Genomic DNA, 25,915 nt, shown 5'->3' with positions numbered 1-25,915 from the left:
CATGATCCCCGCACCGCCCTGGGCCTTCACTGCCGAAGCGATCGACGCCATCGGCGACCCCCACCTGGCGAAGGGCATGCACATCCGCGCGCTCTCGGCACCCGCCGCGGGCCTGCCCGCGACGCCGCTGTTCGTCTATCGCGCGGACCTCGGCCGCGACCGGGTCGGCAGGCTTGCGCGCCACAGCGATGTCGTCTGGATCGACAGCTTCGGCAACGTCCTCACCGCACCGTTCAGCGTCAAACCCGACAATCCGGTCACAGGCCATCTCGTCGGCGGCCAGGCAATCTGGGCACAGCTGAGTGCGGTCGGAGAACGGATCGAACCTGTAACCTTCGCCGCGCTGGTCAACAGCCCAAACGGCCTTCGACCCTTCGGCGTGCGCTTCGAAGAGCCTTATGTTGTCGCCGGCCAGAGGATCGACGCGGTGCGCGTATCGGGCCGCGGACGGGTCAACGGCCTACGCTGGATTTCGCGCGACGAGGCGCTGCGCGAGCTCGATCCCAAGCTGCGAATGGTGTGGAGTCTACCCGTCGACCCCGCACCCCGCTACAAACCCACCCCAGATGCCCGCTCCGAGGCCAAGGACCGCGTCCAGCGGGGCAATCCACAGCGCGTGCCGCAATATGGCGTGGCGGGCCAGACCGCGCCGGGCGCCTCGCCGCCCGCGAGCGGCAGTTTCTCGCTCGACCGCATCGGGCGGATCGAAGCCGACCTCGATCGCTGGCTCGAAACCGTGCTGCACGACCTGTCGCTACCGACATTCGATCTCGTCGATGCCCAGCCCTATGATGACGGCAGCGAAGGTTCGCTCAGCCTGCCGATCGAACCACATATCCTCGGCGCCTCGGTCGATCCCGATGTGGGCCACTGGCTCGGATTCGGCGATGTCGACGACGCCGATGGCACCGCGGGTACGCTGCGCTGCTATTTCATCCGCGGGCTGTGGCGCTACGCAGCCGATCAATGGTCCTTTCTCCACCGCGTGGTGCTTGCATCGCACCGGCGGGCAAGCCGCGACGACGCGGCGGCAGCATTCGACGACCTGCGCAATCAGGATCTCGTTCCTGAACTGGAGGGACCATATCTCGACCTCACGGCGCTGGCCGTCACAGCGGTCGGCGTCGCGCCGCTACGGCCCAATGCTCCGGCACCGCTCGGCTTTGAAGATCGCGGCTGGCTGCCCGAACCGCCGCCGCCCGACGTGCGCCGCCACGTCCGCGTCCGGCTCGACAATATGGTGCCGCGCGCGCTGATCGCCGCGGTCGCCGATGACGGACGGCGGCGCATCCTGAACCCGGTCATCGGCGAAGGGCGTCCGGCCCCCAATATCACGCCGCCGCCCGAGGATCTCTTCGCGATCGTCGCGACCGAGGCTGAAGATAATCCCGTGCCGCACCAGTCGCGCATCGACGATCGGGACGCGCTTGAGGGGCCGGCCACCTATCTGGTTGCGCAGGGCGACTGGTTCGGCCGCTGGAGCGAATGGTCCTCGGCGACCAACGCCGCCAAACCGCGCACGCCGCCGCTGCAACCGGTGGTCGAACTCGCCTACCAACCGCCCGCCCTGCCCCCCGGCGGCCCGATCCCTGACGGTCCGCTGGCGGGCATGGCGATTATCCGCATGCCGATCCCGAACCAAGTCGACCTGCCCCCCGGCGGCTTCCCGCTCGACCGTCTGGACATCGACATCAGCGTTGGCGGTACCCCGGCCACCACCACGTCGTTCGTCCTCGCCGCATCGGGTATGATGATCGAATCGCACCCGGGCCAGCACAATGTGCTGGTCGTCACCCGCGCGGGGCCGCCGCTCGACCGCGCCGCATCGACGACGCTCACCGTTACCGCGCGCTGGATCGACAGTGGCAATCTCGTGTCGCCCGACAGCATCCCTGCGACGCGCACACTGCTCGACCCGCGCCCGCCCGCGCCGCCGATCGTGCCGACCGAACTGCAGTATAGCGCGCGGCCCGATGCGACCGGCTACGCCCGCGTCGAACTCGAATGGCCCTCGGCACCGGGCGTCAGCTACCGCGTCTTCGCCAGCAACGAAACCACGATGCTCGGAGCGCTGCGCGCCGGGGGTCAGGGCGGCATCGCCGACGCCATCGCCGCGACCCCGACGGGCGCCCCGCGCGCTGGCGCGATCCGCGATCAAAAGCATCGCTTTTCGTGGAACGCCTTCGAATGCGTCACCGCCGATCCTATCCCTTCGCAAGGGGCGACCACGCGCTTCACGCACCGCGTTTCGGGTTCGCTCGACGTCCTCGCCACCTATCGCGTCGTCGCCGAAGGGCCGTCGGGCGCGCTTCCTGAACTGTCCGATATCGACATCATCCCGGTCGCGGTGCCCAATTACGGCCCGCCGCCCGGGCCGCTCGCCAGCCTCGTGCCAATGCCCTACGACCACGACGCGATCACCAATGGTGTCGAGATCGCGGTCGCCGTCCCGCCGGGGCGCGCGACTCCCGATCACTGGCGCGTCCGCCGCGCCAGCGTCCCGGTGACCGATGCGCTGCGCATGGATGTCATCGCGACGGGCGCGATCCCCCCCGGGTCGCAGGGCATCGACGGTACGCGCTTTACCATATCGCTTCCCGAACCGCTGCGGCCCTGGCGAACCTATGCCTTTGTCGTCGAAGTCCAGTCGGGCCCGCCGCCGGGCGCGCCCACCGCAGGCAGCATCCCGATCGGCGAATGGAGCTCGCCTTCGGCCCCCGTCACCCTCTCGACGGTGCCGGCGCAGCCACCGGCGGCGTTCGCCAGCCTCGACGCGATGGCGCTCGGCACCGGCGACGTGCTGCTGCGTGCGGCGCATCCCGACGCTGAGGCACTCATCGGTACGCCGCTCGGCGCCTATCGCATCGAGCTGTATCGCCTGTCGCCGGGCGCGCGCCCGACGCGGCTCGCGATAGAGATGAAGCGCATGCCCTCGGGCTTCTTCGAGGCTACCGATCCGGCGCCGCCGGCAGGATCCGCCTGGTCCGTGCGGGCCATCGATCCGGTCGGCCGACCGGGTCCGTCGCTGACCGTGATGGGACCCATGTGATGGCGATCCTGCTCGATCCCCTGCCGCTCGAACTCGGAGTCTCGGCACCCATTTTGGGGCCGTGGTTCAAGCCCGCCAACGTCGGCACCGTCATCACGCTGCCCGTCCCCGATGATAGCGGAAAGCTGTCGGTGACCATCGATCTGGGCAATAACGGCACTGCGTGGCTGCCGCCTGCGACGGGGACGCTCAGCCTGTTCATCGCACGACCGGCCAGACCCTCGCCGATGATCGCCAATCTTCAGGACGGCAATGGCGACTGGCCGTTCGAGGATGGAAAACTTGTCGCCTGGTTCCGCCTCTTTCCGGAGGTCGAGGAGCGGCTCCACGATCTCGCGCGGCTGATACCGCCCGCGACCAGTGCGGCGGCTCCCGCACCGCCAACTGTTCCTTTTGATACCAACCAGCGCGCGCGCGTGCGCAGCTTTGCGTTGGTTCCGACCCTTCCCGCGCTCGATCACGACACGCTCGTTACGCTGTTCGGCGGCATCACCAATTTCAGCGGCACCACCAACCGCGGCCGGATGCAGGCGCTCGGTCTCGATATCGACAATGCGACCGGGCTGGTCGACGGCGACTTCCCGATGACCCGACTGCGGCGACCGGGCCGCTTCAAGATCGACCCCGCTTTGCCCGCGCCGCAGGATGAGTTACTCGGTGCGCTGGCGGGCTCGGCCCAATTCTGGGCGTTCGATCATCGTGGCCGCGCGATCGACCCCGGCGCGGTCGCCGCCTGGTGGTCATGGCTGATGAGCACCGGCGTCGGCGCCGTGAATCCGGGCGACCCGCCTCAGTTGCTCGCTCCCGGTATCAACGTCATCGACCTGCCCAACTCCGGCGGCCAGCCGCTGGTCTGCGCCGTTGACGCTGGCCGGCACGCCCACCTGGTCGATGCGCACGAAGGACCGCTCGGCGATCCCTTCATCGACGACCGGCTTCGCAACGGCGGCACCACGGTCGATCGGACGCTGATAGCGGCCGACGGCGGTTCGATCGCGTTCGATTTCAAACCCCTCGATACTCCGCCGGTTGCACCCCCGCCCGACGATCCGGTGCTCGACAATGCGCCCCGCGCGCGCATCGCGCCATTGCCTGCGGGTCCCTACGCGACCACGCTGACGCTCTGGCCCGACGGCAATCCCTCGACCCCCGGCATCGAACGCGATTTCGTGCGCGTCGCGGTGGTCGACGAGGAACGCCATCTCGTCGGCATTTCGCGCCGCGCCAGCCGCGACGCGCCGGCAGATGACAACGAGCGGCGCAGCTCCGATCAGAACCGGCCGAGCACCCGTATCAACGTCAGCCGCACCGCATCGAGCGGCCCCGTGCTGCTCGCGACCGCCGAAGAAGCGAATGCTGCCATCGACACCGTCTTTTCCGCTCCCGGCCAGCGCCGCGCGGTCTTCGGCATCGCCGATGCCGAGGCGGGAGTTGTCACGACCCCGGCGCTCCTGCCCACCGCCAGCACGGCGTTTCCGACGACGCTCAGCGAAGCGGCTGCGCTCGACCGGCCCGGCACTTACCGCGTCCGCGCCCTCGTCGGTGGCGGCGATGCAGACGGCGACCAAGCGGTGCTGGTGGAGATCGAGATCGGGCCCGAATTCGACGGCATGTGGGTGCGCGCGTGGCCGCTCGGCTTCTCGCTCGAAAACGGCGTCCGGCCGCGTCTCACCGGCGGCGGCGGGCGCGTCGGCGGCGGACGCGCGACGCTCGTAATGACCCTCCCCGCTGGCCGCCTCGACGCCCGCGGCCTCCTCTCCTTCGACGCGCAGTTGGCCCGGCTCGATGCGAACGGCGATGTCCAGACGCGCAACTACGCCGACCTTCGTTTCGAACGACCAGCTCCGCTGCCCGGCAACCCGGCATCGGTGGTCGCAGGAAGCTGGGCGATATGCGAAACGGGGGAAATCGGGAACGCAGCGCTACCCGCCGCTTCGGTGCCCCCCGGAGCCACGATCGTCTTGCTCGACAGCCCGCCAATAGTCGTCGACCGGAAAGCAGTTCCCGCTGCGGCGCGGACAGCCGAGACATTGGTCAATCGCCTTTCCAGCGGCGATATAATCTCGCTTACCGCGCCGGCTTTTTCTGCCACCCCGGACCATGCCGATCCGCTTGGCCGGCCGTTTGCGGAGGCCGCGAATGGTGGCGATCCGCGCGGGGGGCTGCAGTCGATCGGCGGTGTCATCGTTCACCGCGTCGAGCGTGGCGGTGCCGCCGCAACCGCTTCTTCTGCGCCTTTCGCCCTGCAGGATCGGCTGGAGGTCGCTGCTGCCGTAACTACCAGTGCACCGCTAGCAAGCGCGGTTGCCGCGCTAACGGGTGGTCCGCGACTGCCTTCGTTCCACGAACTGCTGCCCCACCACCTAGGACACCCGGGCGGGAGGGCCGCGATCGAGACGCATGCTACTGGCGTGCTGCTCGACGGCCCGCCGGCTAAGGCGATCGCCGAATATGTTCAAGAGCGCACCTCAGGGCTGTCGTTCGCGATCATTAGCGGCGCCAGCGACCCAGAGCTCAGCGTTGCGGCGCAGAGCGAGCTCGCGGTTGCCGCCGAGGCCGCTACGCTGTTGCCGAGCGACCCTTCCGGCGTAGATGCCGGACCGGTGGCGGCGATCCTGCGCACGACCGCGCGCGGTCAGGAGGGCATCCCCGGGCTGGCCTTGGGCGCCGCAGCGATCAGCGCCTTTCCGCTAAGTCAGAACGAGGCCGCGTTCGAGGCGTTTCTCGACGACATCAACCTTCCCGGCGGCGCGGGACCGCTTGGTCAGTTCCTGCGATCGATCATCGGGGCCCAGACCGATTCGGTTACGCGCGCTCTCGACCGCCGCCTGCTTGTCGGTCAGCACGGCGCTCGCGAGAGCGCTTTCGCCCTCGCGAGCGCCTTCGATCGCGCACAGGACTTCATTTACATCGAAACGCCTTCACTCGACGCGCTGGAGCATGGACCGGATGACGACCGGCTCAATCTGTTGAACAGACTGATCGACCGGCTAGCGGCGCGCAAAGGCTTGCGGGTGCTCATCTGCGTCCCGTCGCGACTTGCGCCCGGGACACCCAAAAAGCTGCAGGCCATTCGGGATCACCTGTTGCTCGAGGCGATGGATCAGCTCCGCGAGGGAGCGCAAGATCGCGTCGCGCTCTTCTCTCCGGGAGCCGGCGCTGGCCGCGACCTGCGGATGGCTACCACAACCGTTATCGTCGACGACGTATTTGCCATGACCGGAACCACCCATTTGTCACGCCGCGGGTTGACCTTCGACAGTTCGCTGGCCGCCACCGTCTTCGACGAGCGGTTGGAGGATGGTCGACCCCGGGAAATTATGCTGTTCAGGCGGTCACTGATTGCGGGTCGGCTCGGCGTGCCAGCGTCTCGCTTGCCCGACGATCCCGAAGAGCTGATCCGAGCCGTCGGTGAGCTCGATGAACAGGAGACCCACGATGATTTCGGGATTCGACCGAACACCCGCCGGTCGGTCACGGTCATAAAACGACCTGATCCCAGCCCGACGACAATCGACATCGCAACCTGGTTTCCCGATGGTTCGCGCAGCGATTTGGACATCCCGGCTCTGCTCGCAGCGGTTGCGCTTACGGGCACCGAACATGCATCGCCGGATGAATAGTTGGTATCATCGGCAATTACGTCGGCCCGTCCGTGCCGCAACGCCTGCGCTCGCCTGAGCGGTCGACCCAATATCGCCTTCCCCTTCCGGCCGTACGCGCTACCGAGGCGGCGCCTCGGCCGCGTCCCAGGGAGGCAAGATCAGATCCTTGTGAACGACGATCCGAAAAGCCCAGCCCGGCCGCACTATTAGGGTTGGCTGAATGTCGAGACTGCGGCCTACAAGTTGATCGCCTGCCCGCGATCCGTTGTCCTGCGCGGACTCGCGGATCGCACGCGCGACGGAGCTTTCGTCGTCGCCCCGCCCGATTTCGGTTCCCACGCCGAGAAGGGTCGCCAGCACAACGCCCTCCATCACCTTGCCCTCATGCTGATCGATGCGATCGGAAAGGCCCGAAAAGCCCTGCGTATCCGACGCCGGCATGTCGTCGATTTCCAGCGACGCGCCATTGGGCAATATTAGTCGCTCCCAGACAACAAGAGCTCGTTTCTGACCAAGGGCTATGTCATCGTCGTATCGACCGATCAGCCTTGTTCCTTGCGGGATAAGTAGCGTGCGGCCCGTGATGCTGTCATGGACATTTTGCGTGACCTGCGCCGTAACGAGGCCCGGAAGTTCGGAATTCAATCCGGTGATCAGGCTAGCGGCGATCACACTGCCCGCCTGCACCAGGTAGGGCGACGGTGGCGCAGCAAGTCGGTGCGGGTTGAGATATGACCTATCGCCAGATTCCGTCCCGCGTACGGCAAATGCGCGCTGATCTGCGTCCTTCGGGCGACCTGTCACGGGATCTCGCACAATGTCGCCATCGATCGGCGCGCTATCCTTGGCCAAGCCAGGATATTCAACTGTTCGAGGCGCCGCGCCGATCATTATTGCCGACGCGCGCGCAGCCCGCTCTGCGTCGCCATTGCGTTCCCGTTCCTCGTTCCTGGCGCTGGCTCTCGTCTCATCGGAGCTCACCGCGAACCCGCCGTCGGTGCCAAAAGACGCGAGCCGACCCGCGCGACCCGGCGCCGGTCCAAGCTGCGGCATATCGGCATAGCTCGACGGCATCCCATCAAGCGCTTCGGGAGGTGCACTCGCTGAAGCTAGATTTTTGGCGGTGGAGCTGGGCACGGAATGGACGTCGCTTGGTCGAAGCGACAGCCACGCCGCGGCGACGGTGCCTGCAATAGCGCAGGCTGCCAATCCCATGATCACATCGCGCCGGAAGCGGACAACCCGTCTCGGCCGCCCTCTCAGAGCCAGCGTTCCGGGATCGACCTTGGCCGGCGTCGCCCCATCTTCATCCGCTGCATCGGTCACCGCCCTTTCCTCTTGCCTGGAGCAAGACGCGTGATCCGAACGATGGCTTGTTTCTTGCCGCCCAGCCGCAGTTCCGCGACGCTGAAAATCCGGTCAACGACATAAAAGTGCCCCGTCATCCGGTAGTTGACGAGTGCAGCCTCGCCCTCATCGTCAATGAGAAATAATGGGGGTGCCTCGCTGGTTGCGATCGACGGCGGGAATTCGATCCAACTTTGCCGTCCGTCGTCGAAGGCGCGCAGCGGACGCCAATCGGGCTTGTCACCAGATATTCGATAGCCAAAGTGAAGGGACGCGACGTCAACGCCGCGGGAAACGGGCGCATCCGCTGCGCGTGCATCACGAGGGCTGACAGTCGTTATGAAGTCGCTGTGCGGATAACTCCAGCGAACCGCTATCATCGGGTTTTTGGACCTGCTCACCAGCTGCACCCGATAGACGCGCCTGTCGGTTGCCGCGATTAGATTGGTCGATAGACCAGGAGTGAGTGGCTTGATCAAAATATGGGCGCGCTTCGACGTGCCGCTGCCGCTGGTCGTGTCGCCGACGACCCAGCGCGCCGTATCGCCGGCCGCGAGGGATACGATGGTCTCCCCCGGCTCGAGCATGATGTCGCTCACCTGCCCCGGAACCGTGAAGAGGCGATAGAGCGCACCTTCGGCATAAGGATAGAGCTGGACCGCCTCGACATATCGTTCGGCCGCAGGCTCGCGAAGCCCCGGAGCCGTCTTCGACGCCTTCGCGCTCGCGGTGTTCGCGGCAACTGATGTGATCGCGACCGTCGCGATCGAGAGAATGGATAAACGGTTCACGGCCTCGTCCTTTCCCGTTGCTCCGCGCGGCTGCCCTGGCCCAATGTGGGGTCGAGCGGCGATCCAAGGGGAATATTGCGGCGGTCGAGCAGACTTTGTCGCCTTTCCGAGCGAGCCTTCCCCGGAATTTCTGGCGGCTTCGCATCGCGCTCGAGACCGAATTCGCGGCTCCAGTCTATCCCGTCGATGTGAAGGCCCAGCGGATTGCGTCGCAGAGCGTCCGCGGATTTCGGAGTCTCGACCTTTACGGTCAAAACGGCAGTCCAGCGCGACCTATCTACTCGCGCGCCTCGCTCGTACGTCGTTTCAGTCCAGTTGACCCGAAAGCTCTTGTCAGAGGCTCTGACGATGCTCGTCACCTGCACCGAAACAGTTCGAGTGCCGATTTCGGCGAACGGCGACGATGCGCGTGCATATTCCCCCAGAAACAGCGCTGCTCGCCTGGTCACGAAATCATAAGCGGACAGCCAGTCTTCGCGCATGAGCACGGGATCGAGGGATCGCGAGCGAACATGCGTTATAAATTGTCCGAGATGCCACGCAATCTGAGGGTCGGTCGGCTCATATTCTGTGTCGGCGGGGACAACCGCGCGCGCCGCGCCAAGCTTGTCGACCTCCACGACATAGGGCATGATGCGGCTCTGAGCTGACTGCCAGACGAGAGCACTCGAGAGGCCGCCAGCGAGAAAGAGCCCGCCGAACGCCATGAGGCGCCAGTTCCTTGCCTGCACCCTTGCCGATCCGATGCGCTCGTCCCACAATTGGCCGGCGCGCTGATAGGGTGTCTCCGGCTCGGGCGTTCGGCCGTAGCGCTGAGGGGCGCGTCTGAATCGCATAAGCTCAGTCCCTTTCCTTGATATCTGGGGTCATTCCCTGCCCGCCTTTGTCGCCGTCGCGGATGGCGTGGACAGCCATTTGCCGTCGGTGGCGTGCAGCCTGGGTGGCCTGAAGCCTCTGCGCCCAGGGCGGGGCCGCCTTGCCCTCCGCTGCGTGGTTGGTCGTGACGACCTCACCGCGACCTTGAGAGGCCGATACCGCCTGTCGTCCGCTCGCAGCCGCCTCGCTCAACCCGAGCGCGCGGCCCGCCTTGCTGCCCGCCAGCCCTCCCGCAGCGCGCGCCACGCCGCCCAGGCCGGCCCCAATGCTCGTCGAGCCCGAATTCTTCTGGCCCATTTGATAGGCAGCGGACGCCCCGCTTCCCACGGCAGTTGCAGCCCTGATCGCGCCGAGGCCGCCCCCTGCGAGCGCGCGCGATGCGCCCGCCGCTCCCGCTCCGACGAACGCCATGCCGCCGGCGGCAAGCGCGGTAGTCGTCACCGCCGACCCCGCACCAAGCTGCGGTGCCCCCGCGACGAGCCCCGAAGCAATACCGGGTCCGAAGATGGCGAGGCCGAGAAGGGAGAGGCTCGCGAGCATCAGTGAAACCGCTTGCTCGACCGACACCTCATTCCCGGTGATCGCGCCGGTGAATGCAGCGAAATAGTTGGATCCGATACCCACGATAACCGCCAGCACCATCACCTTGACCCCCGAGCTCACGACATTGCCGAGCACGCGTTCGGCGAGGAAGCTTGTCCGGTTCCAGAGGGCGAAGGGGACGAGAATGAAGCCGGCGAGGCTCGTCAGCTTGAATTCGAGGATGGTAATGAAGAGCTGAATCGCGAGGATGAAGAAGGCGGCGAGCACGATTACCCACGCGATCAGCAGCACCGCGATCTCGACAAAATTATTGAAGAAATCGACCGGGCCGACGAGCTCGGAAGCCTGCTCCAACAGCGGCGCGGCCGCCTCGAATCCGGTACCGGCGAGCCGTCCGGGTAGGAGTAGATCCTCGGCAGTGATCGTGCCGCCACCGGCGACGAGGCCGAGCCCGGCAAAGCTGTTGAAGACAATCTCGGTCAGCAGCTGAAAATTGTTCAAGATCAGCGCGAACGCGCCGACATAGAGAATCTTCCTGATGAATTTCGCAATGACATCGTCTTCGCCGCCAAGCGCCCAGAACAGTCCGGCCAGCGTGATATCGATCCCTATGAGCGTCGTCGTGAGGAACCCCACGTCGCCGCCCAAGAGGCCGAAGCCGCTGTCGATATAGCGGATGAACGCTTGCAGAAACTCGTCGATGACATTGAGATCTTCCATCAACGCCTCTCGTCATTGGCCACATGAATCGGCGCGCTGCGAAACCGCGATTAGGGGCGCGGGGTGTATGCCTTGCCGTCACCCAGAAATCGCTGGAGGCGCTCGTGCGCCTTGCGTTCGCTCTGCCCTCGCCGCGCTGCGTCGAGCGATTGGTCGCGGAACTGCGCGGCCAGGAGCTGCTGAATTTGAAACTGTTGGCGTGCGGTAAGCGCTAGAAGCTGATTTGTTGCTTGGGCAGCTTGCAGGCTGCCCTGGGCGTCCTGGCTTTTGGCAACGATCGCTGCGAGATCCTGCGCATCGCTGCGAACATTCTCGATGACGCCGCTTTGCACCGCCATAGTCTGCCGAAAGCTCGCAATCGTGTCCTCGAGCTGTTTTCTTGCCGCAGCCAGCCGCTCGTCGTGAGTAAGGAGGTGATCAAAGCGAGCGGGAAATTCGCTGCGAAACTGCTCGTCGAGATCATCGAGCCGAAAATCGATCGCCTGTGCTCTTCCCATGAGCTCGTCAATCAGCTCGAGTCGAGCCTGCAGCGCTTCGAGCTGCGGAAAATCGATTGTCGCGAGATTTTTGGCATCGTTTGCCAGCATGCGTGCTTCGTTTTGAAGCTGCGTGATCTGATTGTTGATCTGTCGCAGTGCACGTGCGGCTGACAACAGGTTCTGCGCGTAATTCGCGCCATCGAAAACAGGTATCGCGTGAGCAAGCGGTGAAAACGCCGCACAAGAAAGTGCGGTTATCAGGGCCATAGAGAGACGCTTAGACATCTTCATTCTCCTTCGCTGCTGCTGCACTGGGAACTGGGAAATGTGCCGACGAGGTCGCCCGCCCAGTCGAGGCCTGAGGCGTTCAGGAATGCGCGAAGGAAGGCGGTCGGATCCTCTCCGCATCCGGTCAGGCCATCGATAAGCGCCTGGCTCTGCGGGTCTGATGCTCCAGCAAGGGCAAGGGCAATCGGGCCGAGCCCAAGTTCGAACAGACGATTTCCGCGCGCGGACTGCAGATAATAGTGCCGTTTGGGTATGGCGTGCGCGATGAGCTCGATTTGGCGTTCGTTGAGGCCGAAGCGCTGATAGGCGGCGCGGGTTTGCGGTTCGATAGCCCGGTCGTTGGGCAGGAATATCCGCTGTGGGCAGCTTTCGACGATCGCCGGGGCGATGGAAGAAGTCTCGATGTCGGCGAGACTCTGCGTCGCGAAAATGACCGAGACGTTGCGCTTTCTCAGTACCTTCAGCCACTCACGAATGCGGGCGGCGAATAGGGGATTGTCGAGAAAAACCCAGGCCTCGTCGAGAATGAGCAAGGTTGGCCTGCCGGCAAAGCGGGCGTCGAGCCGGTGAAAGAGATAGCTCAGCACGGGCGCCGCCAGGCCCGCGTGTCCGATAATGCCCTCGGTTTCGAAACATTGAACGTCCGCGATTGCAAGCTCGTCGCTCGCGGCGTCGAGCATTCCGCCGAAGCTGCCTTCCAGCACGTAGGGCGCAAGCGCCATGCGCAGGGCGGAAGATTGCAGAAGCAAGGACAGGCCCGTCAGGGTTCGTTCGTTGGCGGGCGCGGTCGCGAGATTGCCGAGGGCGGACCAAAGCAAATCCTTTGCCTCAGGCGTGAGGTGGACGCCCTCGTGGAGGAAAAGGGCAGCAATCCAGTCGGCTGCCCAGGCGCGCTCGCCCGGCTGATCGATGTGCCGCAATGGCTGAAACGAAAGAGATCCGTCCTGCCCTCCCCCGCCGAGTTCGAGAACGTGGTGCGAGCCCCCCATCGCGAGCACCGAAGCGCGCGCCGAATTGCCCTTGTCAAAAATGTAGATCTGCGATCCATCATAGCGCCGGAACTGCAATGCGAGCATTGCCAGCAGCACCGATTTCCCGGCCCCCGTGGGACCGGTCACCAGCATATGCCCCACGTCGCCGACATGCGTGCTCAGTCGGAACGGTGTCGAGCCGCTCGTCTTGGCGTAGAGAAGCGGCGGGGAGTCGAGGTGTTCATTTTTCTCCGGCCCCGCCCAGACGCTCGAGAGGGGCATCAGATGCGCGAGGTTCAGTGTGTGAACGACAGGCTGACGAACATTGGCGTAAACTTGCCCAGGCAAACTTGAGAGCCAGGCTTCGACGGCATTGGCGCTCTCGCGGATGCTGGCGAAACCAAGACCGTTTACGATCCGTTCGACGGCGCGGACCCTTTCATCGAGGCGGGCCCGGTCGGTGTGGGACAGCGTGATCGTGGTGGTGAGATAGCCGAAAGCCACATGATCGCCGCCCAATGCCTGCAGCGCCATATCGGCGTCCGCGACCTTGTTGCCCGCGTCGTTGTCGATAAGCTGGGCGGGTTGATTATAAAGAACTTCGCGCAGGAGCGCGGTCACTGACTTGCGCTTGTTGAACCACTGGCGGCGCAAGCTGGTGAGGGCCTTCGTCGCTGCAGCCCTGTCGAGCGCGATGAACCGGGTGACCCAACGATATCCGAAGTCCTGATGATTGAGCGCCTCAAGAATGCCCGGTCGGGTGAGATTAGGAAAACCCAAAATCGTCAGAGTGCGCAGATGCTGATCGCCGAGCATCGGCTCCAGGCCGCCGACCAGCGGCGTATCCACGAGCAGTCCATCGAGGTACATGGGCGTGTGTGGAACCATGACCTTGTGCCGGCAGAGCGATATACAGTCGTGAAGGAAGGTAAGTGTTTCGCCGTCATCAAGCGCGCGAACAGAGGGCATGAAGTCGGTGAAGAGATCGAAGGCTCGGCCCGTCTCGGCGAGAAATGTCTCGAGCGCCTGGCGCCAGTCGCGACCCTTTGGTGCGTCGAGCCGATCGATCAGAACCCGCTCCGCGGCATCAGATTGGTCGGGCTGCGGCAGGAATGTAAGGGTCAGATAGGAACGGCTTTCGTAATGCGCTTCCGCTTGTTCGAAGGCCGCGCGCCGCTCTTCGTCGACGAGCCAGGACGCCGCATCGCGGAAGCGGCTCTTGGGATAACCTGGCGCGGGGCGACGGTCCGCCTCGATATGCAACGCCCAGCCCGATCCGAAGCGCTTGAGAACATTGTTGGCGCGAGCGCAGGTCGCGATGAGTTCGGCTTCGGTCGCGCTTTCCAGATCGGGGCCTCGGAAAGTCATTGTGCGCTGGAAGCTGCCATCCTTATTGAGGACGACGCCGGGCGCGACAAGCGCCGCCCAGGGCAGGTGATCGGCCAGCCGGTCGGCACGGTTTCTGTATTCGCCGAGCTTCAGCATGTCAGCTGCCCGCGCTGGCGGAGGTGGCGAACCAAAACGCGCGCGAAATCAGGATCGCGCTTCGCCGCGAGCATCGCGATCGTGTGTCCTGCACCCCAAACAATGAGACCAGCGATCCATTGCTGAAGACCGAGACCCAGCGCGGCTGCGAGCGTACCATTCGCTATGGCAACAGCCCGCGGCGCACCGCCGAGCAGAATGGGTTCGGCAAGCGCTCGGTGAAGCGGCACTTCGAATCCCTCGGCGTGATCACTGGTGCCCGTCATGCCACCAGCGCTCCGCCGCCGAAGCTGAAGAAATCCAGAAAGAAGCTCGAAGCGGCAAAGGCGATGCTGAGGCCGAAGATTATCTGGATGAGCCGCCGGAATGCGCCGGCCGTTTCGCCGACCGCGAGCGTGAGACCGGTGACGATGATAATAATGACCGCCACGATCTTGGCGACCGGACCTTGAACAGACTCGAGAACCTGTTGAAGCGGTTCCTCCCAGGGCATGCCCGATCCCGCGGCATGTGCAGAAACGGCGGCAGCGCCGGCCGCGCCGACGAGCAGAACGGCACGGACTTTGAGATCCTTCACAAAATCAGCTGATGACATGATCGTCTCTCCTTCACGGCTGATCACTTGCTTCGAGGGCGAGTTCATCCAGGCGATATCGGCCGTCGGCGGTGAGGCCTTCGACCTTGGCCACGGAGGAAATGCGCCGCGCCAGGCCGCGCCCCGAGATGAACACGACGATGTCGATCGCATCGGCGATCAGGTGGCGCGGCACGACGGTCACCCGCTCCTGCACAAGCTGTTCGAGACGCACGAGGGCGGACAGGGCGCTGTTCGCGTGGAGCGTTGCAATGCCCCCCGGATGACCGGTGTTCCATGCTTTGAGCATGTCGAGAGCCTCGCCTCCGCGCACTTCTCCGACGATGATGCGGTCGGGCCGCAGACGAAGCGTCGAACGGACCAGGTCAGCGATCGAGACACTTCCGGCGCAGGTTCTCAGTTCGACGCGGTTCGGCGCAGGGCATTGAAGTTCGCGCGTGTCTTCGATGACGATGATCCGCTCATCGCGCCCCGCCATCTCATCAAGAAGTGCGTTGGCGAGGGTCGTCTTCCCCGAGCTGGTCCCGCCCGCTACGACAATGTTCTGCTTCTCGGCGACCGCCTGCGAGAGGATGCGCGCGCAATCCGCGCTGCAAATGCCCGTCCTGACGTAATCGCAGAGCGTGAAGATCCGGGCGGCGGCCTTGCGTATCGAAAAGCAGGGTGCCTTCGAAACCGGCGGCATCACCCCCTCAAAGCGCTCGCCTGACCCCGCTTCGTGCGGCGGGAGTTCCGCGCTGACGATGGGAATGTCGATACGGATTTCGCCGCGCGCCTGCGTCGCGACGAGCCGGATGATCCGTTCGACCTGCTCTGCCTCGAAGCGCACGCCGGTGTCGATGCACCCCTCGCCCAGCACATCGAGGCGAAGCGCCCCGTCGGGGTTGACCATCACTTCGACGACGCGTTCATCGGCAAGTGAGGCGGAAATATCCGGCCCGAATGCCGACTGCAGCATCTGGCGACGGCGCCCGCTGACGGCGGCGCTGTTCATAGCCCGGTATCCGAATCGAAGCTTCCGCCGCCGCGCGAGAACGCCTCGGCAACCTTCAGCGTAAAGGCTTCGAAACGCTCGCGGCCTTGTGCGCGGGCCACTGCGTCATTCTCGGGAACCGGAGGAATCGAAGCCAGCATATAGCGCACGAACAAGGCCTGCACCTCAAGAGCGATCTTCCCGTTTCGCTCGATCCGCTCCAGCTGCCGCGATATCTGGTTGAGTCTCGGCGCAAAACGGGAATCGAGCACCGGCACGGCTTCGCGGTTCATCCACTCCTTCAGCGCCTCGCGGACAATCGAGGACTTGCTCACCCCGGGTTTGGCGGTCAGCGCCTCGAGACGTTCGACAATTTCGGCATCGAGGACAAATTGATGGCGCAGCCGTGCTGCCGAAGCCCCGCTCACGAGACCTTTCCCTTCCTGTCGCTCGCGCTCGCAGGTCTTTCTGCGTCAAGCGCCGTGCGAACCGCGATATGGGTGTCGTCATCGAAGCCTAGCGGGCCTTGGGTGGAGGTGAACGACCGGAGTGGCGGAACGCTAAGATCGACTGCGGGCGCCGGTGCTTCCTCGCGATCGCGAGGCCGCAATGCCGTTATCCCTGCCCCTGCTTCCACACAGCGTCTGTCGTCGCGCACGTCGCTACGCCAGTCATCCGGCCGCGGCGGCGGGCAATCGGTATAGTTCGCCGGGGAAAGCGCCGGAGGATCCACAACCCGAGATGTAAAGTTGGAATCCTCGAAGTATCGCAGCTTCCTCGCCCGGATCGGCGGCATCCCAGACACGAGGACAAGCTCCTCGTCGGGCGGGAGTTGCATGACCTCCCCGGCAGTAAGCAGCGGGCGCGCCGTCTCCTGGCGACTGACCGAGACATGGGTCAACCAAAGCGCAAATCGCTGTCCGGCGTAGTTGCGCATCTTTCGCTGCTCGGTCGCGGTCCCGAGCGCGTCGGAAATCCGCATGGCCGTGCGCTCATCGTTAGTGGCAAAGGCGACGCGGACATGGCAGTTGTCCAGAATTGAATTATTCTCGCCATAGGCCTTGCTGACCTGATTGAGCGACTGCGTAATCAAGAAGGCGCGAATGCCATAGCCTGCCATGAAGGCGAGCGCGGTCTCGAAAAAGTCGAGACGACCCAATGTCGGAAACTCGTCGAGCATGAGCAGAAGCTTGTGGCGGCGCGCGATCGAACGGTGATCATCGAGCTTCTCGGTCAGTCTGCGTCCGATCTGATTGAGAACGAGACGAACAAGAGGCTTGGTGCGCGAGATGTCCGACGGAGGTACGACCAGATAGAGTGAAAGAGGGTTCTCAGATTCCACGAGATCCGCGATCCGCCAATCACTTCGCGAGGTGACTTCGGCGATGGTTGGGTCCCGGTAGAGACTGAGGAACGACATGGCAGTCGAGAGCACCCCGCTGCGTTCATTGTCGCTTTTGTTGAGAAGCTCGCGAGCCGCCGAGGCAACCACAGGATGCACCCGCGGGTGGCCGGGGGTTCCGAGATGATTGGACCTCATCATCTCCTCAAGCGTCGCGGCAAACGATCTGTCGGGGTTCGAAAGCAGGGTAGCAACCCCGGCGAGCGTCTTGTCCGCTTCAGCGTAAAGCACATGCAAAATCGCGCCGACAAGCAGGGAGTGCGATGTTTTTTCCCAGTGATTCCGCCGCTCAAGCGAGCCCTCGGGATCAACGAGGATATCAGCGATGTTTTGAACATCACGGACCTCATGATCCCCGCGGCGGACTTCGAGAAGCGGATTATATTTTGCCGAACGGCGGTCGGTAGGGTTGAACAGCAATGTGTGGGTAAAATGCGACCGCCATCCTGCCGTCAGGTCCCAGTTTTCACCCTTTATGTCATGGACGACGACGCTTCCGGTCCAGGCAAGGAGAGTCGGCACCACGAGCCCCACGCCTTTGCCGCTCCGGGTTGGAGCGAAGGCCATGACGTGCTTAGGTCCATCGTCGCGCAGATATTTGCCCTCTGCGCAGCCGATGAAGATGCCATCTTCAGCGCGAAGTCCAGCGCGTCGAATATCGCGTTCGTCCGCCCAGCGCGCGGAGCCATAAGTGGTCAGTTTGCTGCCTGCGCTCTCTTGCCACAGCGACCCAAGCATCGCGACACTGCAACCGGCCAGCCCGCTCGCGCCCACCATAATTCCAGCCGTGTTGAAGACGTCCGGCGCATATGCTGCGAAGCGATACCACCATGCAAAGATGGCCCAGGGGGGGTAAATTGGCTCGCTTCCAAGATGTGACCAGGCCGAACCAAGTTCAGGCTGGTGCCCGAGTGCCGCAGCCGCCCATTGCGTCGCACCCCATGGTCCGAGAAGGATGATGATGAACGCGAGAACTATTCGTCCAAGACGTATCCGGGTTGAAGTCATGAGGCTCTCCTCCCGGCCGCATCACCGGGTTCACCTCATGAGAATCGCCGCCTGTCTTCTTCTTTCATAGTGTCGTTTCGACGCAGGAAGCTGGAGTCTCGACGCAGAAATTCCCGAGTCCGATTACCCTCTCGGAGTCAAGAGCGATAAATGCCGGGAATCTCCAGTCGAGTCGCAAGGCCGAGGATCATTTCCTTCGGGTGCACCTTAGCGGTCCGCCAGACACTCGCGATCCAGCCCAGATCAACGAGCTGCCGCCCGCCGCCTGGACGCGTGCGTGGGGTGGGCGCTGCGCCAGCGCAGCCCTATCATGAGGACGAGGGGCCAGAATATCGTATTGGCGATATCGAGCGGACTGTCGGGCATGCGCCAGGCACCGTAGGCGACCCGGTCAGCGGCTTCCTTCGCCAATGCGGCGGCAAGCACAACGAGAAAAGGTGTCCAGCTCGCAAGGGACCGCCGGGTTACAACGCGGGCGGCGAACAGGACGATCATACCGCCATGCACGTGCATGAGCGTATCGGATGGAATGCTTTGGCCGCCGAGAAGCCCATTATAGTGGCGATATATTTCGATGATCTCTTGCATCACCGCGCCATGGCGCCTTGCCTCCTTCTCGGCAACATGGTTGCGACGAACATGAGGGAGCGCGAAAGTAAAAGCCGGTGAACAATCGTTGGCTTATCAGCTCGTCGCTCGGTCCAACCCCGGAGCTTCGAGGCCTGGGCTCCGCAAGGGGGCAAAGCCGATGCCATCTTCGCCCACGACACCGCTGATGGTGCGCCCGATGCTGGCTTCCAGTTGGGCGCTCCAGGGCACAAGCGAAAATTGGCGCGCGCGTTCGACGAGCATATATTGGCCGCCTTCACTGCTGAGCTTGCGGGCTACCACGCCTGTAAAACGGTCGTGTGGCGAAAGAGGAGGATAGTCAGTGCCCCTCTCGGCGGCGATCGCGCTCCCCAGCCGCGCTACTTCCCTGCGCCTCAGCTCGGCAAATGCATCTTCGCGATATATGAGGTTTTCGCGGATATTGTCCGCCCATCGATGCTCGATGAGCCACAAACGCCGCCGTTCCATCGCGTCCAGTACCTCGCTGCCAAACGCCCTCTCGCGGCACGTTATTGTCGTTTCAGCTGCATGCATCCGATCGAGCCACGTCACCGCCTCAACCTCAACCAACCGATTGAGCGGAACCGGGGAGAGAATTTCGACTTCGGGTTCCAGCCCTTCGCCTACCGCCGGCGAAACGCACAGTATCGAGTTTTCCGGCAGGTCTGCCACGCGGTTGCCGCCGTCGAATGTGACATAATGTTGGCGACCGTCGACAGCTTCGAGCAGCAGGTAGTGCTGACAACGATGCTCGGCAACCTGATTGCAAAGAGCGAGACGGCCGACCAAGACTTCAGCCAGCGGCGCCGCCTGATCGTGGGCCACATGATCGCGGGCAAGACCATCCTTTCCCCGCCTCAACAGATCCTGCTGCAGCTGCTCGGCGATGTCATGGCGCTGCTCCATGACCGTAAGGATTTTGTGGATATCGGGTTCGATGTGCCATCGTCCCGGTTGCACTTCTTCGGCAAGACCAAATCGCTTCAGCATCTGCAAGCGCCCAGCTCGCCGCGCTTGCTCGAAGGAATTGCTGGCGGTGGACGCCACCGCATTGCCTTGCTCCCTATCACGCAGCAGAACTCGATCGATTTCGGTTACTCGCTGCTGACTGACATCGAGACGACGGCGCGCCGCGATTTCAAGCTCCGACTTGGGCCCAAGGTCAAGCGCTACGATCTCGCTCGCGCGCTCCGGCATTCCCTCTTTCAGATATTCGCGGGCAATGATCAGGTCGCCACCACGATCATCTCTGCCCCGGATGACGATGTGGCTATGCGGCTTACCCGTGTTGTGATGGTCCGCTGCCACCCAGTCGAGCTCGGTATCCAGATCCATCTCCATCTGGCTCAGGAAACGTCGCACAAGCGGCTTTAGATCATCATAGAGATCTCCTTCGTCAGCGCTCAGGATGACGCGAAACTGATGCCGGTCGTCGACCGAGCGATCGAGAAACTCGCGGCCGTTTACGTGTTCTTCGGATGCGGAATATAATTCACCTGGACCGCCATCCAGGGCAACTCCGTCCCGCTGGATATATCGCAGATGATGCCTTGCGGCCGCCTCCCCCCGCCCGGCCATTCTCGGAGCAACGACGATGACGGTTGTCCGGCGCACGAGGCGCGCCGCCCCCGCCCCCCGGCTCGCCAAGAGGCGGCCGATCGGCGCTCCCCGCCCTATGCGGCTACCTGTAAAGGATTGGGCGTTCCATTTTGCCTTCGGCCCCGCGCGGGAAGACGCTGCGAGAATCCGCCCGAGATATTTGCCGCTCTTTCGGTGCCGCGTGTCGCCTATTCGGCCAAGAATTGGATCGAAGACTCCGCCGCTGCTTCCCATGATTGGACTCTCAACGTTCTGCTGCTTGATCTTCACAGCATGATGGTCGCCGACTTCGGTAAAAAGCTCGCCGTTCCGCCAGTCGGCGGCGATGCGTTCACGCGGGCCAGATAAGCGTCGCCCTCCCCACTACGGCTCCCCCCTTCATCACCCCGAAATAGCGACCATCGAATGACGAAGCAGGGGCGCTCATCAAAAGGAAGACCTCGCCTCTGTGCAGAACCCTGCAGCCCCGCCACCACGGCAGCGCACGTCCCGCACCATCGCGCGCGAAGCGCAGCACCGTGGGCACATCGTTAATTAAAACACGCCGCCCCCGCGCGCAGACCTCGTCGCCCTCAATGGCCGCAACGCGCTTTACCAACGGCACATTGCGGGGGAGGTAGTGACGGTGGGCCGCCAATCCGCGCCATGGGTCGGGCAATTTTGCGACGACCATGTCGCCGACACTATGCGAAGCCCCCGGACGCACAAAATAGAGCCCCTTTGGCGCGCTGTTACTCACATTCCACACCAGCCGCGGCGCCGGGCACCACACCAGCTGGAGCAATAATGCACCAATGAGCAACATTGTGCCCGCGGCTTTCAAACGAACGGCAGGATCGCTCATGCGGACCCTTTGAACCGCCCGTTCAATGCGCTTCAACTTCACCATTTCAGCCGCCGGAGCCACAGCATTTCGGGCTGCTTTTCGCGAAGCGATTCTACGAATATCGTGGTTCGCGACCAACGAACCAGATCGTCTATATGATAGCGCACGAACCGGGCATGCCTGCGAGACGCTGGTCCCTTGCCCCGCGCGCGCAGTTCCTGAAGCGTGCGGGGCCCAAGCCCGAGAAACGCCGCGGCTTCGTCGTTGCTGAGAAAAGGGCTGCCTCTCCGCAGACAGCGCGCGCGCGCAATTTCCTCACTCTCGGTCATTTGATGACCTCCCAGCCGAAGCGACTCAGGCCTCTCCGCACGTGTCTCATGAAGGGCTCGCGATGAAAGGTTAGGTCCACCCTGCCAGGGCGCGGAGATTCGCGAAGCCGCCACAACGGCTTCGATCCATGTAAAACGGGTTTGCGCCGCTGATCGCGCGCTCGGCCTTCATGCATTGGCTTCGTCCCCTGATTATAATTGACGCAATACAATTGGAAACGCGATCGCACTGAAATTCCATACCATCGACGAGGGATGCCCACCGATGAGAGCCCTCACGACATCACACTCGGAATCTACTTTTGACCTTCTGATATTCAGTAGTCCTTATCTTGCGCGCGCTCATCCGCAGAGAGCTCTCACGGCGCCGTGAATCGTGACTGATTGCCTCGTCGCGCCTGCTTTGACATTATTGTAAACATGGATGATTCGGGGTCGTCATCTCCTCAAGACGAGATTCTATGGTCTCGGCTGACGCAAAAGCAGCGCGATTGTCTCGAGCTCTTGCTCGAGCGCAAAACGTCAAAACAGATCAGCCGCATCCTCGGGATCTCGAAGGACACCGTCGATCAACGGATAACGGCAGCGCGCCGAGTTCTTGGGACCGCCGACAGGAATGAGGCAGCCATCACCTACACACGGCTCAAGCAAACATACGACCGAGTGGTATACGACCCAGCGGTGCTGGCCCCATCGCCGGTCTCTGTGCCATCTCAGTTCTCGGATGGCGATCCTGCCAAGGATGCGAAGAAAGATGGCACCCTGCCGACCGACGCGCACCTAGGGGAATCGCCGTCTCGGGATTTCTGGAGACCCGATCTTCAGGCAGAAACCCGGGTGACGCTCATCGTATCAATCCTGTTGGCGATCGTCATTCTGGTTCTTGCAGGCCTAGGTATCGGACAGGCGCTTTCGCAGCTGAACTCAGGCTGATCCCGACCTGAAATGGGGTAACCTTCTGAACCGGAGCTACGCCTGGCGTCACCGGCATTGAGGAGTTCACATGGTCGATTCTACCAACATGATTGCCGCTCGCCTCGAACGGGACGTGCCCGGGGCAGAAATCCGAGTTGACGATGCACTCGTCGCTCTTTCCTCCCTGTTCGCAAGTCTCGTCGTGGCGCGGCGCGAGATGAGCGACGTTCCTCCAATCAAGGGGCAGGCGACGATACATCGACTGGCGAAAGCCCAGCTCGCTCTTGTCGGCGTGAGCGCCGATATAATGCGCATCCACGGAGACGTCGCCGAAATGGGCGCCGAAGTGGCGGGCTATGACCTTCATGATTGCCCGAAGAAAACGGGTCGTCTGACGACGCCCCCCGCGTCGGCAGGTAGCTAAAGCGCTGCGTCGGGGGTCGTCCTTGTGAGAGGTCTACACAGTGCGGAAAGAATTGTTTCTTATCAGCCTAGTGGCAGCGTTTGCTTACGCCGCCTGGCGCGGCGGCGGACCGGAACGATATATGGCGGGCATTTCGGCGACGATGGTCGGCGCGGATCTTGCGCTCCACCACTGGTTTCCACCGCAGTTTGCCACCCTCGACGCCGGGCATTTGGCAATCGACGTGTGGGGGGCGATCGCTACAACCGTACTCGCGCTGGTCGCCTATCGGTTCTGGCCACTTTTGGCCGCCGCGGTTCATATTCTCCCGCTGTTAGCCCACACGAGCCGCATACTCGATTTGCAGCTCGATCCCGCCGCCTACCTGACCATGCAGGTGACGCCATCATGGCTGGTTCCTCCTATTCTCGTGATCGGAACCTGGCGGCACCGAAGGCGTCTGGAGCACAGCGGTCGCGACCGCTCATGGTTCATATCGTGGCGAAAGCCGCTGTCGCAATCGGCGTAGCCGAATACCGCGCTGCGGCCATTGCAGCGAGCGATCAACGGTTCGCAGGAGCAGGCGTCTCGCAACAGCGATTGAACGACATCGCGCGCCCTTGCGCGACGCACCACGATCAACAGAGGCCCTGTCCACACCTTGTCGCAGGCGGCAATCCGCTGTGAATGTCGCAATAGCCAAAAGTTTGCCCGCCGCGGCCCGCACGCTCGACAGGGACGCTGAGCAGATAGCGCTTAGATACGCCCGGGCAACTTACGCTTGGCGCTCGTTGCGTCGCGAGATGCTCGGGTCGAATCCGCTGTTTCGCGAGCCTGCGTGGGACATGCTGATCGATCTGTTCATACATCAGTGCGAACGACGCTCGCTACCGATCAGCTCGCTTTGCTTCGGATCCGGTCTTCCGATGACAAGCGCTTTACGTCTTGTCGATCGCCTCTGCGAAGCGGGCTATGCCGTTCGCACGGCCGATCCTGCTGACGGGCGACGTAAACATGTCACACTGCCGCTGCCTGTTATGAACAACTTGACCCGACATTTTCTTGCCCGCGCCGAATTTTTCGATCGTTGGGACAGGAACTCAGGAGATTGCAGGAGATAAGAGTTCACGCCGATTGATCACAATCTGGGTCTTTCTCTTCTACGTTCGGGTTTATCTCACAATGAAAGATGGATAATACATAACGGCCGATGACGTAGCGCTGTTCCAGAAGCGACGAGGTCGCCAATGCGCTCCATAAGCTCATCGTGCACCAGTCCAACTATCGTTCGTTCCGACAGAGGATTCGAGAGCGACGACCTTGGAGCAGTGTTGCAATTGGCGCCTGTCGGTACTGCGCCGCATCCATCCACGATTGTGAAACACCTGCATCTGGCCGACGACCTTGCACGTGGCTTTTCTGAAGTCGCGGATCGCGGCGCCCTGCATTCAATGATGACTTACACATCAAAGCGCTTGGGCTTTCGCCATTTCGTGCTTTCGTATGACAAGCGCTGCCGCCACCGGCAGACAACGTTGTTTATTCACAATCTCCCAGCGGCGTGGACTGACGTTTGCGAAAGCCTTGTCCTTCGTGACCTGATCGGGCGAGCGGGCGAGCGATCCGTCACGGGATTTCACTGGCGGGATCTCGAGAATCTCATTCCCTTGACTCGCAGTGAACGCCAGCTGCTGGCGACAGGGCGGGAGATCGGTGTCGATGACGGCTACTCCATTTCTCGGCATCTTCCTGGCGAGGCAAGCGGCTGCTGTTCGTTCGTCGCGCCGGTCGGCGTGCCGCTGACACGCAACCTACTCCTTTTCGCGGATTTGGCCGGTACGTTAGCCATCGCGTCAGCGCGCCGTATCGCCGGTGGATCAGGCGCTCCCCCAGATCCCGTCCTAAGTGACCGTCAACGCGAATGTGTTCTTTGGTGGGCGAGGGGCAAGACCGCTAGCGAGATTGCCGTGATCCTCGGAATTGCCAAGTTTACGGCCGCTCAGCACCTCAAGATGGCACGCGAACGCTACAATGTACCCTGCAGGCAAATGCTGATCCTGTGCGCGTTGTTCGACGGTCTGATCGGCTTTTCCGACATCTGCGATTGGTGGCCAAGCGAGAAACCGCTCTGATGTACTATCTGCGCAGGCCTTCCCCGAGACGAAAAGCCATGACGGACCGAATGAAGCCAGTGGTCCTGAACGCCGCCGCGAGAGATATTCGATGAGCGGATGTCATTGCCTCTGTAACGCCAGATTCTCCCTATGGCGCTGGCACATTTTGAGCGGCCCACCCCAGATCCGGGCTGCTCGTGGCATGAGGCTATGACACGGCACCGCCTCCCTTCGCTGCGCAGCGGATTGATATCGCGCCGCAAGGAAGGCCAAGTTAGATGAGTCCTTCCCATGTAATCGAGCCCACGTATCAGGCCATCAAGCAGCGACTCCAGTCCGGCGACCTCCCGCCTGGAGTGCGCCTTGAGGCGACGAAGCTGGCGTATGATCACAACGTAAGCATAACTCCCGTCCGGGACAGTCTTCACCGGCTGGCCGGGGAACAGATGGTCGATTTTGCGCATGGAGAGGGTTTCCGGGCGCACCTTGTGACCGAAGCAGAGCTGCGCGATATGCTCGGGCTAAACCTCATCCTGTTGCTTGGCAGTCTCACTACCGGACGGCGAGACCAACCGGTTATCAAGAGCGGGGTGCAAGAGTATCCCCATCGTCTCGCGAACTTGTGGCTAGCGACCGCGCGCGCATCGCAAAATGACGAACTGCTCACGGCCATCGCAAGGCTCAATGATCGGCTTTGCCTCGCCCGTCGTCTCGACGCATCAATATTGAGCGGCACAGAAGCCGAGCTGGACGAAATTGAAGCGGCAATGGAAGGCGCCGAGGACGTTCCAAGCCTCCTTGTCCGACATCATGCGCGGCGTATCGAAAAGGCCAGTTTATATGCACGGCTTCTTTCGGCGTCTAAATAGTCCGCACCTGCCGCGGGCCCCGCGCCCACCCTGAAATTCGCGCAGCGCCAACGTCGCGCGGCAAACATACTAAACCCGGCCTGATTGACAATTGGCGTAAATTGATCATATATCCGCCA

The 25,915-nt window shown here is 63.0% G+C and carries 22 protein-coding genes and 1 pseudogene; 8 read left to right on the top strand and 15 right to left on the bottom strand.

The genetic code is table 11. The features are described from left to right. Nucleotide 1 precedes the first annotated feature (1 nt). Nucleotides 2-3,049 (top strand): hypothetical protein, encoded by a 3,048-nt coding sequence (locus tag KNJ79_RS06515; protein ID WP_317153290.1) that lies wholly within the window; start codon nt 2-4, stop codon nt 3,047-3,049. After that, nucleotides 3,049-6,672: a hypothetical protein gene (locus KNJ79_RS06510; protein WP_317153289.1), complete on the top strand. Its 3,624-nt coding sequence runs from the start codon at nt 3,049-3,051 to the stop codon at nt 6,670-6,672. The genes KNJ79_RS06515 and KNJ79_RS06510 overlap by 1 nt, the downstream gene beginning before the upstream one ends. Nucleotides 6,673-6,771: 99 nt before the next feature. On the opposite strand, the gene KNJ79_RS06505 is transcribed toward KNJ79_RS06510, so the two are convergent. The 15 genes from KNJ79_RS06505 to KNJ79_RS06435 form a co-directional block, all read right to left on the bottom strand. Further along, nucleotides 6,772-7,980: a TrbI/VirB10 family protein gene (locus KNJ79_RS06505; RefSeq protein ID WP_317153288.1), complete on the bottom strand. Its 1,209-nt coding sequence runs from the start codon at nt 7,978-7,980 to the stop codon at nt 6,772-6,774. Continuing rightward, entirely contained in the window at nt 7,977-8,792 is an 816-nt protein-coding gene (trbG, locus tag KNJ79_RS06500; RefSeq protein ID WP_317153287.1) for a P-type conjugative transfer protein TrbG, read from the bottom strand. The genes KNJ79_RS06505 and trbG overlap by 4 nt, the downstream gene beginning before the upstream one ends. Next, a complete protein-coding gene (gene trbF, locus KNJ79_RS06495; RefSeq protein WP_317153286.1) occupies nt 8,789-9,628 on the bottom strand; it encodes a conjugal transfer protein TrbF in 840 nt (279 codons plus the stop codon). The genes trbG and trbF overlap by 4 nt, the downstream gene beginning before the upstream one ends. Before the next feature lie 4 nt (nt 9,629-9,632). Beyond that, nucleotides 9,633-10,931, bottom strand: a complete 1,299-nt coding sequence (gene trbL, locus KNJ79_RS06490; protein WP_317153285.1) for a P-type conjugative transfer protein TrbL — start codon at nt 10,929-10,931, stop codon at nt 9,633-9,635. Nucleotides 10,932-10,981: 50 nt separating this feature from the next. Next, nucleotides 10,982-11,695 (bottom strand): P-type conjugative transfer protein TrbJ, encoded by a 714-nt coding sequence (gene trbJ / locus KNJ79_RS06485; protein ID WP_317153284.1) that lies wholly within the window; start codon nt 11,693-11,695, stop codon nt 10,982-10,984. A 2-nt stretch (nt 11,696-11,697) separates the two neighbouring features. Beyond that, nucleotides 11,698-14,154 carry a conjugal transfer protein TrbE gene (gene trbE, locus KNJ79_RS06480; RefSeq protein WP_317153283.1) on the bottom strand — a complete coding sequence of 819 codons (2,457 nt, stop codon included), beginning with the start codon at nt 14,152-14,154 and terminating at the stop codon, nt 11,698-11,700. Further along, nucleotides 14,148-14,420, bottom strand: coding sequence for a VirB3 family type IV secretion system protein (locus tag KNJ79_RS06475; protein WP_317153282.1), 273 nt, complete (start codon nt 14,418-14,420; stop codon nt 14,148-14,150). Before KNJ79_RS06475 ends, trbE begins: the two co-directional genes overlap by 7 nt. Next, the gene (locus KNJ79_RS06470; RefSeq protein WP_317153281.1) at nt 14,417-14,749 is read right to left on the bottom strand and encodes a TrbC/VirB2 family protein; all 333 of its coding nucleotides are present in this window, start codon (nt 14,747-14,749) and stop codon (nt 14,417-14,419) included. The genes KNJ79_RS06475 and KNJ79_RS06470 overlap by 4 nt, the downstream gene beginning before the upstream one ends. Nucleotides 14,750-14,762: 13 nt before the next feature. Further along, nucleotides 14,763-15,743 carry a P-type conjugative transfer ATPase TrbB gene (trbB, locus tag KNJ79_RS06465; protein ID WP_317153280.1) on the bottom strand — a complete coding sequence of 327 codons (981 nt, stop codon included), beginning with the start codon at nt 15,741-15,743 and terminating at the stop codon, nt 14,763-14,765. Beyond that, a complete protein-coding gene (locus tag KNJ79_RS06460; RefSeq protein WP_317153279.1) occupies nt 15,740-16,150 on the bottom strand; it encodes a ribbon-helix-helix protein, CopG family in 411 nt (136 codons plus the stop codon). The genes trbB and KNJ79_RS06460 overlap by 4 nt, the downstream gene beginning before the upstream one ends. Next, nucleotides 16,147-18,132, bottom strand: a complete 1,986-nt coding sequence (gene traG, locus KNJ79_RS06455) for an IncP-type conjugal transfer protein TraG (RefSeq protein WP_317153278.1) — start codon at nt 18,130-18,132, stop codon at nt 16,147-16,149. Before traG ends, KNJ79_RS06460 begins: the two co-directional genes overlap by 4 nt. A 243-nt stretch (nt 18,133-18,375) precedes the next feature. Then, complete coding sequence (locus KNJ79_RS06450; protein ID WP_317153277.1) at nt 18,376-18,720, bottom strand: hypothetical protein; 345 nt, start codon at nt 18,718-18,720, stop codon at nt 18,376-18,378. A gap of 96 nt (nt 18,721-18,816) precedes the next feature. Then, nucleotides 18,817-20,610: a DUF3363 domain-containing protein gene (locus tag KNJ79_RS06445; protein ID WP_317153276.1), complete on the bottom strand. Its 1,794-nt coding sequence runs from the start codon at nt 20,608-20,610 to the stop codon at nt 18,817-18,819. 61 nt (nt 20,611-20,671) lie between these two features. After that, nucleotides 20,672-21,184: a S26 family signal peptidase gene (locus KNJ79_RS06440; protein ID WP_317153275.1), complete on the bottom strand. Its 513-nt coding sequence runs from the start codon at nt 21,182-21,184 to the stop codon at nt 20,672-20,674. 38 nt (nt 21,185-21,222) lie between these two features. Further along, nucleotides 21,223-21,495 (bottom strand): helix-turn-helix domain-containing protein, encoded by a 273-nt coding sequence (locus KNJ79_RS06435; protein ID WP_317153274.1) that lies wholly within the window; start codon nt 21,493-21,495, stop codon nt 21,223-21,225. A 420-nt stretch (nt 21,496-21,915) separates the two neighbouring features. Here KNJ79_RS06435 and KNJ79_RS06430 point away from each other — a divergent pair, with 420 nt between their 5' ends. The 6 genes and pseudogenes from KNJ79_RS06430 (at nt 21,916) to KNJ79_RS06410 (ending at nt 25,796) form a co-directional block, all read left to right on the top strand. Continuing rightward, nucleotides 21,916-22,428 carry a helix-turn-helix transcriptional regulator gene (locus KNJ79_RS06430; RefSeq protein WP_317153273.1) on the top strand — a complete coding sequence of 171 codons (513 nt, stop codon included), beginning with the start codon at nt 21,916-21,918 and terminating at the stop codon, nt 22,426-22,428. A gap of 70 nt (nt 22,429-22,498) precedes the next feature. Continuing rightward, the gene (locus KNJ79_RS06425; RefSeq protein WP_317153272.1) at nt 22,499-22,834 is read left to right on the top strand and encodes a hypothetical protein; all 336 of its coding nucleotides are present in this window, start codon (nt 22,499-22,501) and stop codon (nt 22,832-22,834) included. A 121-nt stretch (nt 22,835-22,955) separates the two neighbouring features. Beyond that, nucleotides 22,956-23,342 carry a hypothetical protein gene (locus KNJ79_RS06420; protein WP_317153271.1) on the top strand — a complete coding sequence of 129 codons (387 nt, stop codon included), beginning with the start codon at nt 22,956-22,958 and terminating at the stop codon, nt 23,340-23,342. Nucleotides 23,343-24,189: 847 nt separating this feature from the next. After that, complete coding sequence (locus KNJ79_RS06415) at nt 24,190-24,945, top strand: helix-turn-helix transcriptional regulator (protein ID WP_317153270.1); 756 nt, start codon at nt 24,190-24,192, stop codon at nt 24,943-24,945. 260 nt (nt 24,946-25,205) lie between these two features. Continuing rightward, a pseudogene (locus KNJ79_RS22495) lies at nt 25,206-25,346 on the top strand (GntR family transcriptional regulator); the annotation flags it as partial. A gap of 27 nt (nt 25,347-25,373) precedes the next feature. Then, complete coding sequence (locus KNJ79_RS06410) at nt 25,374-25,796, top strand: hypothetical protein (RefSeq protein ID WP_317153269.1); 423 nt, start codon at nt 25,374-25,376, stop codon at nt 25,794-25,796. Nucleotides 25,797-25,915: the final 119 nt, after the last annotated feature.

The sequence above is a fragment of the Sphingopyxis indica genome, from assembly GCF_032879645.1.
In the GTDB taxonomy this organism is placed as follows: domain Bacteria; phylum Pseudomonadota; class Alphaproteobacteria; order Sphingomonadales; family Sphingomonadaceae; genus Sphingopyxis; species Sphingopyxis indica.
The sequence above is the reverse complement of the archived record's forward strand: the minus strand, read 5'-3'. Positions and strand labels throughout refer to the sequence as shown.

What these genes read in the sequence shown, in the direction of transcription:
- traG (WP_317153278.1), bottom strand. Translation starts at nt 18,132, where the DNA reads ATGACTTCAACCCGGATACGTCTTGGACGAATAGTTCTCGCGTTCATC.
- trbE (WP_317153283.1), bottom strand. Translation starts at nt 14,154, where the DNA reads ATGCTGAAGCTCGGCGAATACAGAAACCGTGCCGACCGGCTGGCCGAT.
- trbJ (WP_317153284.1), bottom strand. Translation starts at nt 11,695, where the DNA reads ATGTCTAAGCGTCTCTCTATGGCCCTGATAACCGCACTTTCTTGTGCG.
- KNJ79_RS06475 (WP_317153282.1), bottom strand. Translation starts at nt 14,420, where the DNA reads ATGACGGGCACCAGTGATCACGCCGAGGGATTCGAAGTGCCGCTTCAC.
- KNJ79_RS06430 (WP_317153273.1), top strand. Translation starts at nt 21,916, where the DNA reads ATGGATGATTCGGGGTCGTCATCTCCTCAAGACGAGATTCTATGGTCT.
- trbB (WP_317153280.1), bottom strand. Translation starts at nt 15,743, where the DNA reads ATGAACAGCGCCGCCGTCAGCGGGCGCCGTCGCCAGATGCTGCAGTCG.
- KNJ79_RS06470 (WP_317153281.1), bottom strand. Translation starts at nt 14,749, where the DNA reads ATGTCATCAGCTGATTTTGTGAAGGATCTCAAAGTCCGTGCCGTTCTG.
- trbF (WP_317153286.1), bottom strand. Translation starts at nt 9,628, where the DNA reads ATGCGATTCAGACGCGCCCCTCAGCGCTACGGCCGAACGCCCGAGCCG.
- KNJ79_RS06440 (WP_317153275.1), bottom strand. Translation starts at nt 21,184, where the DNA reads ATGAGCGATCCTGCCGTTCGTTTGAAAGCCGCGGGCACAATGTTGCTC.
- KNJ79_RS06510 (WP_317153289.1), top strand. Translation starts at nt 3,049, where the DNA reads ATGGCGATCCTGCTCGATCCCCTGCCGCTCGAACTCGGAGTCTCGGCA.
- KNJ79_RS06435 (WP_317153274.1), bottom strand. Translation starts at nt 21,495, where the DNA reads ATGACCGAGAGTGAGGAAATTGCGCGCGCGCGCTGTCTGCGGAGAGGC.
- KNJ79_RS06515 (WP_317153290.1), top strand. Translation starts at nt 2, where the DNA reads ATGATCCCCGCACCGCCCTGGGCCTTCACTGCCGAAGCGATCGACGCC.
- KNJ79_RS06450 (WP_317153277.1), bottom strand. Translation starts at nt 18,720, where the DNA reads ATGCAAGAGATCATCGAAATATATCGCCACTATAATGGGCTTCTCGGC.
- KNJ79_RS06420 (WP_317153271.1), top strand. Translation starts at nt 22,956, where the DNA reads ATGGCGGGCATTTCGGCGACGATGGTCGGCGCGGATCTTGCGCTCCAC.
- trbL (WP_317153285.1), bottom strand. Translation starts at nt 10,931, where the DNA reads ATGGAAGATCTCAATGTCATCGACGAGTTTCTGCAAGCGTTCATCCGC.
- KNJ79_RS06410 (WP_317153269.1), top strand. Translation starts at nt 25,374, where the DNA reads ATGGTCGATTTTGCGCATGGAGAGGGTTTCCGGGCGCACCTTGTGACC.
- KNJ79_RS06425 (WP_317153272.1), top strand. Translation starts at nt 22,499, where the DNA reads ATGGTCGATTCTACCAACATGATTGCCGCTCGCCTCGAACGGGACGTG.